Genomic DNA, 6341 nt, shown 5'->3' on the forward strand with positions numbered 1-6341 from the left:
CACCCCGTCAGTAGCTGAACAGGAGGGACAGCTGATAGAAACAGAAGCCACTGGAGCACCTCAAAAACACCATCATACACTAAATCAGTAAGTTGGCAGCATCACCCATGATACTAACTATATATTGATCGTTGCATTGTTGGCATGTAACACGCTGCAGCGAGTAACATTGGTAATGAAATATAATCAACATGGATAGGTGAAAATTAATTATGAGCTTTATGGCTTTTGTAACTTGTTTGACAATTGCATTTATCGCCGGTTTTGCTGTTGCCAGAAAATTGACACTCCGAAAAGTTGCCTCATCGGTAATCATCGCTAAATCGCAACCCGTCCCTTCATCTGCAACTTCCCCTGCCGCTAAGGCGTCGACAAGGAGCTATATACCGCAGAAAACCTATCGTGACTCTCGTTGGCAAGAGCGAGATGAGTTATTTCAGGGAATGGTTGCCGAAGGTATTTTATTGGAAAGAAAAGAGTGGTTAATCACTCGTTGTGAAAAAATGTATTTCGATAATCTGGAAAAATGGTTTGGACATTATTGTCATATCCATTGCCAGGCCTCTCTGGGGCGCTTGATCAACTTTCCAGAACAACCTGAGTTTAGCGAAGAAGAAAGAAAGCGTTTCTTTGCAATTTATAATGGCATGGCAATGGATTATGTTCTGGTTTCAAAGAAGAACAATAAAAAAGTCTGTGTTATTGAGCTGGATGACCCGAGTCATGAAAGGGCGGATCGCATTATTCGTGACCGTTGGTTGGATACAATTATGACTCTTGCACGGGTGCCTTTTGTACGAGCTTCTGTCACTAAATTGGAGGAAATTCCTCCGGTCTGGGAGACTCGTGACAAGATTCGCCCATTAGTCGCGGCGACAAAGAGTGAACCGGTGCATTAACTAAGTATCCCGGTCGGGGCTTCTCATCCCCCCGGTGTGTGCAATATACGAAAAAAAGCCCGTACCTTCGTACGAGCTCTTCTTTAAAGATGGCGGTGAGGGGGGATTGACTCGCTTCGCTCGCCCTGCGGGCAGCCCGCTCACTGCGTTCACGGTCTGTCCAACTGGCTGTCGCCAGTTGTCGAACCCCGGTCGGGGCTTCTCATCCCCCCGGTGTGTGCAATATACGAAAAAAAAGCCCGTACTTTCGTACGAGCTCTTCTTTAAATATGGCGGTGAGGGGGGGATTCGAACCCCCGATACGTTGCCGTATACACACTTTCCAGGCGTGCTCCTTCAACCGCTCGGACACCTCACCAAATTGTTGTTCCTGTCTTGCTGGAACGGGCGATAATTTAGGGAAATCATGACCTGAGGTCAACAAACTTTTTGAAAAAATCGCGCGTTTATTCAAACTTCAATCAATGTGTGGTTTTAATAAGCGAAATCTGCTTTTTTTGCCACCGACCACGGATTTGTTATGCTGGTGGCCTTTGTAGATCATAACGATAAGTGCGAATAAATTTCGCACAACGCTTTTCGGGAGTCAGTATGGATATCATCTTTTATCACCCAACGTTCGATACCCAATGGTGGATTGAGGCACTGCGCAAAGCTATTCCTCAGGCAAGAGTCAGAGCATGGAAAAGCGGAGATAATGACTCTGCTGATTATGCTTTAGTCTGGCATCCTCCTGTTGAAATGCTGGCAGGGCGCGATCTTAAAGCGGTGTTCGCACTCGGGGCCGGTGTTGATTCTATTTTGAGCAAGCTACAGGCACACCCTGAAATGCTGAACCCTTCTGTTCCACTTTTTCGCCTGGAAGATACTGGTATGGGCGAGCAAATGCAGGAATATGCTGTCAGTCAGGTGCTGCATTGGTTTCGACGTTTTGACGATTATCGCATCCAGCAAAATAGTTCGCATTGGCAACCGCTGCCTGAATATCATTGGGAAGATTTTACCATCGGCATTTTGGGCGCAGGCGTACTGGGCAGTAAAGTTGCTCAGAGTCTGCAAACCTGGCGCTTTCCGCTGCGTTGCTGGAGTCGAACCCGTAAATCGTGGCCTGGCGTGCAAAGCTTTGCCGGACGGGAAGAACTGTCTGCATTTCTGAGCCAATGTCGGGTATTGATTAATTTGTTACCGAATACCCCTGAAACCGTCGGCATTATTAATCAACAATTACTCGAAAAATTACCGGATGGCGCGTATCTCCTCAACCTGGCGCGTGGTGTTCATGTTGTGGAAGATGACCTGCTCGCGGCGCTGGATAGCGGCAAAGTTAAAGGCGCAATGTTGGATGTTTTTAATCGTGAACCCTTACCGCCTGAAAGTCCGCTCTGGCAACATCCACGCGTGACGATAACACCACATGTCGCCGCGATTACCCGTCCCGCTGAAGCTGTGGAGTACATTTCTCGCACCATTGCCCAGCTCGAAAAAGGGGAGAGGGTCTGCGGGCAAGTCGACCGCGCACGCGGCTACTAATAAAGCATCAGGATTCCTGCTATCCTTGGCGGGAATTGAATACAGGAGAGAGTTATGTATCCCGTCGACCTTCATATGCATACCGTTGCCAGCACACATGCATATAGCACATTGAGTGATTACATTGCCCAGGCCAAACAAAAGGGCATTAAACTTTTTGCGATCACCGATCATGGCCCGGATATGGAAGATGCTCCGCATCACTGGCACTTCATTAACATGCGTATCTGGCCGCGAGTGGTTGATGGGGTAGGGATCCTGCGCGGCATCGAAGCTAACATTAAAAATGTTGATGGTGAAATTGATTGCAGCGGTAAAATGTTTGACTCGCTGGATCTGATTATTGCCGGTTTTCATGAGCCGGTTTTTGCACCACATGACAAAGCGACCAATACACAAGCGATGATCGCCACTATCGCCAGCGGCAATGTGCATATAATAAGCCATCCCGGAAATCCCAAATATGAAATAGATGTGAAAGCCGTTGCTGAAGCAGCCGCGAAACATCAGGTGGCGCTGGAAATCAATAATTCTTCATTTTTACACTCACGTAAGGGCAGTGAAGACAACTGTCGTGCGGTAGCCGCAGCGGTACGTGATGCTGGAGGTTGGGTGGCATTAGGCTCGGATTCTCACACCGCGTTTACCATGGGGGAATTTGAAGAGTGTCTTAAAATCCTCGACGCGGTAGATTTTCCGCCAGAGCGCATTTTGAATGTTTCTCCGCGCCGCTTACTGAACTTCCTTGAATCTCGCGGTATGGCACCGATTGCGGAATTTGCAGACCTTTAATTACTAGTAATGGAAATATATTAATGAACGAGTTTTCTATCCTCTGTCGTGTGCTGGGTTCGCTCTATTACCGCCAACCGCAAGATCCTTTACTGGTGCCGCTGTTTACCCTGATTCGTGAGGGGAAACTGGCTGCGAACTGGCCACTGGAGCAGGATGAGTTACTGACGCGTTTACAGAAAAGCTGTGATATGGCGCAAGTCTCTGCCGATTACAATGCGTTGTTTATCGGCGATGAATGTGCCGTGCCGCCATATCGTAGCGCATGGGTTGAGGACGCAACGGAAGCGGAAGTGCGCGCTTTTCTTTCCGAACGAGGGATGCCACTGGCGGATACGCCAGCCGATCACATCGGCACATTGCTGCTTGCGGCTTCCTGGCTGGAAGATCAGTCAACGGAAGATGAGAGCGAAGCACTGGAAACACTGTTCAGTGAGTATCTGTTACCCTGGTGTGGTGCGTTCCTCGGCAAAGTGGAGGCCCATGCAACCACGCCTTTCTGGCGCACCATGGCACCGCTAACCCGTGATGCCATTAGTGCAATGTGGGACGAGCTGGAAGAAGATTCTGAAGAGTAAATGTGATCATCGTCACTCATAACTGCAACAGATAATTTGTTGTTGCATAAAATGTGTGCTCGATCTCATTCATGGCCGCGTTTTCTGCTATCATGCGCGGCATGAACATACTTCTCTCTATTGCAATCACAACAGGCATTCTCTCCGGTATCTGGGGATGGGTGGCTGTTTCCCTGGGCTTACTAAGCTGGGCGGGCTTCCTGGGCTGTACGGCCTACTTTGCCTGCCCGCAAGGTGGGCTGAAAGGGCTGGCGATCTCCGCTGCAACCCTGCTTAGTGGCGTGGTGTGGGCGATGGTCATTATTTACGGTAGTGCACTGGCACCACATCTGGAAATTCTCGGTTATGTCATAACCGGTATTGTGGCGTTTCTGATGTGTATTCAGGCCAAACAGCTGCTGCTTTCATTTGTTCCGGGGACGTTTATAGGCGCATGCGCGACGTTTGCCGGGCAGGGTGACTGGAAACTGGTGTTACCTTCGCTGGCGCTTGGGCTGGTATTTGGTTACGCAATGAAAAACAGCGGCCTGTGGCTGGCGGCGCGTAGTGCAAAGACGGCTCACCGTGAGCAGGAAATCAAAAATAAAGCGTGAGGGGCACTCACGCTTTCGCTTAAACAGTAAAATGCCGGATGATAATTCCTGCTTTTTTATCTGTCAGGATTCCGGTGGAACCGACATATGGCGGTATTTCACCAGAATGTCATTCTGCCGTTCTGCTTTATTTTGCAAATCCCACAGACCACGGTCGATACCATCATTAATCAGGAAAATGACCCCTGTTTCGATAGCCGACATCAGACACAGCATAACGGGTTCGTTTGAGGTGTAACCCACTTCCCCTTCCAGCAAGCGCTGGTAGTCAATAAAGCGGAAAACCCCGGCCTGAACTTCATAGGAAAGTATCGTCTTACTGGTGTTCACCGAGGAGAGGATCTCACCGGTACTCACATTGACGACACGCAGGTTCACGGCAATCTGATCGAGCTGGTATTGCGTGTCTGCACCGATCCCAAAATATCTTGCCCCAACACCGCCCGATTTAACGTTGCTTTCATAACCGATAATCGAACCTTCAACCATAATATTTGCCGCCGTTAAAGATTGCAGCGGGATTCGGTTATTAATGGCAACCGTGCCGTTTTCTTGTGCCGCACGAATAATCTTGCGCTCGTTAAGCAGGTTTTGTAAGCCCTAGCGCTCCAGCGGTATAAACCAGCGAGAATCTTTCAATGCCGTGACCAGCATTGCCGTGGCGCTTTGCGGAACAGCAGTGGAGAAGTTACTTGCCGGGTAGGGTTTAAATTGCCCGGTTTCGTCCTGAATGTTGTATACCGAAACAAAGATTTTACCCGTCGGCGCTGGCAGATGGGTCAAATCTTTGTAGCTCTGAGCACGAGGCATTAATGTCGGTCTGGCGGCTTCTTTAGGCGGGGCGGTTAAGCATCCGCTCAGTAACATGACGGCAACCAAAAGAAATAAGCGCTGCATGATTATTTTCCTTATGAAGCTGGGGCTTAAAAATCGGTTGAGTTATTTTGTAAACCCGAAACCTGGATGGTCGAGGTTTGTCCGGTTTTACGATCTGTCACGTTCAACTGCAATTGACCATCGCGGTTGGCAATATCGACAATATAATTGTTGGTCACCATGCGGCCCGGTTTACCGGTATTAATATTCGACAGTAGCCCACCTAAAATTTGTGACTGGATGGCCTGAGTAAAGTTATCTAACGCTGAGGGTGTTTCAATACCAAAGTCATCGTTATAGCTCGGATCTTTATAAGAGTTTTGGGCCTGAGCGCTATTTAATAAAAAAGCGCCATTATTTGGGTTACCACCAAAGTTTGGATTACGGAACTGGAAAGTCATGGTTCCAGCCCAACTTAATGGCGAAATAAGCATGAGTAGAACTACTGCATGTTTGACACGCATTGCAGCCTCCGAACAATTTTTTATTTAGAATTCATCATGCGCCAAATCGCCCGTACTTAATAACGCCTGATTTATCTGGCGACGATTTAGTGCTTCTTCAGTTTGAATCAGTGCAAAGACGACAGTTTTCTCGAAGTCTCTTTTCAACGGAAATAAAAAAGTCTGGAAAATAACGTCCTGATTGACCGTTATAGTGATCCAGCTTCCCCATCGTGCACTGGGCCTTTCATTAATCGTTAAGTTACCCGTATAGTCACTTTCCCATTTATCACTAAAGGCTCGGTAAAAATCATGGCCAATAGGGTAATGACTCCAACTTACTGATAGTGTTTTATGTTCAGATAATGCCCGATGACCTTGTCATGCAGCTCCACCGATTTTGAGAACGACAGTGACTTCCGTCCCAGCCTTGCCAGATGTTGTCTCAGATTCAGATTATGTCGCTCAATGCGCTGAGTGTAACGCTTGCTGATAACGTGCAGCTTTCCCTTCAGGCGTGATTCATACAGCGGCCAGCCATCCGTCATCCATACCACGACCTCAAAGGCCGACAGCAGGCTCAGAAGACGCTCCAGTGTGGCCAGAGTGCGTTCACCGAAGACGTGCGCC

Annotated in this window: 7 protein-coding genes, 1 tRNA gene, 1 other RNA gene and 3 pseudogenes; 5 read left to right on the top strand and 7 right to left on the bottom strand. The window is 48.4% G+C overall.

The genetic code is table 11. The features are described from left to right. The coding region (locus BFF42_RS28265) for an IS1 family transposase (protein ID WP_165888145.1) at window positions 1–51 on the bottom strand (51 nt) is incomplete at its 3' end. A 161-nt stretch (window positions 52–212) separates the two neighbouring features. On the opposite strand from BFF42_RS28265, the gene BFF42_RS09190 reads away from it, so the two are divergent. Beyond that, window positions 213–899: a DUF2726 domain-containing protein gene (locus BFF42_RS09190; protein ID WP_012421689.1), complete on the top strand. Its 687-nt coding sequence runs from the start codon at window positions 213–215 to the stop codon at window positions 897–899. Window positions 900–989: 90 nt separating this feature from the next. Here the strand turns inward: BFF42_RS09190 and BFF42_RS09195 are convergent. Together BFF42_RS09195 and BFF42_RS09200 are read right to left on the bottom strand one after the other, a co-directional pair. Further along, window positions 990–1125: non-coding RNA, RtT sRNA (locus BFF42_RS09195), on the bottom strand. Window positions 1126–1169: 44 nt separating this feature from the next. Continuing rightward, window positions 1170–1257, bottom strand: a tRNA-Ser gene (locus BFF42_RS09200). Between the two features lie 233 nt (window positions 1258–1490). Here BFF42_RS09200 and ghrA point away from each other — a divergent pair. The 4 genes from ghrA to BFF42_RS09220 all read left to right on the top strand — a co-directional run bounded on the left by ghrA (window position 1491) and on the right by BFF42_RS09220 (window position 4392). Continuing rightward, on the top strand, window positions 1491–2429 hold the full coding sequence (gene ghrA / locus BFF42_RS09205; protein ID WP_000351323.1) for a glyoxylate/hydroxypyruvate reductase GhrA: 939 nt from the start codon (window positions 1491–1493) through the stop codon (window positions 2427–2429). Window positions 2430–2483: 54 nt separating this feature from the next. After that, window positions 2484–3221 carry a zinc-binding phosphatase gene (gene ycdX / locus BFF42_RS09210; RefSeq protein ID WP_000283664.1) on the top strand — a complete coding sequence of 246 codons (738 nt, stop codon included), beginning with the start codon at window positions 2484–2486 and terminating at the stop codon, window positions 3219–3221. Window positions 3222–3244: 23 nt separating this feature from the next. Further along, a complete protein-coding gene (gene ycdY, locus BFF42_RS09215; protein WP_001001902.1) occupies window positions 3245–3799 on the top strand; it encodes a molecular chaperone YcdY in 555 nt (184 codons plus the stop codon). Window positions 3800–3900: 101 nt separating this feature from the next. Then, on the top strand, window positions 3901–4392 hold the full coding sequence (locus tag BFF42_RS09220) for a DUF1097 domain-containing protein (protein ID WP_001297187.1): 492 nt from the start codon (window positions 3901–3903) through the stop codon (window positions 4390–4392). A gap of 63 nt (window positions 4393–4455) precedes the next feature. Here BFF42_RS09220 and csgG read toward each other — a convergent pair. The 4 genes and pseudogenes from csgG to BFF42_RS09240 form a co-directional block, all read right to left on the bottom strand. Continuing rightward, window positions 4456–5289, bottom strand: a pseudogene (gene csgG / locus BFF42_RS09225) (curli production assembly/transport protein CsgG). Window positions 5290–5315: 26 nt separating this feature from the next. Then, window positions 5316–5732 (bottom strand): curli production assembly/transport protein CsgF, encoded by a 417-nt coding sequence (gene csgF, locus BFF42_RS09230; RefSeq protein ID WP_001264094.1) that lies wholly within the window; start codon window positions 5730–5732, stop codon window positions 5316–5318. Between the two features lie 24 nt (window positions 5733–5756). Continuing rightward, window positions 5757–6032: pseudogene (gene csgE, locus BFF42_RS09235) on the bottom strand (curli production assembly/transport protein CsgE); the annotation flags it as partial. Window positions 6033–6049: 17 nt separating this feature from the next. Next, a pseudogene (locus BFF42_RS09240) lies at window positions 6050–6341 on the bottom strand (IS1-like element IS1X2 family transposase); the annotation flags it as partial.

Origin of the sequence: Shigella sp. FC1661 (assembly GCF_001712525.1) — a bacterium.
GTDB classification, from domain to species: domain Bacteria; phylum Pseudomonadota; class Gammaproteobacteria; order Enterobacterales; family Enterobacteriaceae; genus Escherichia; species Escherichia coli.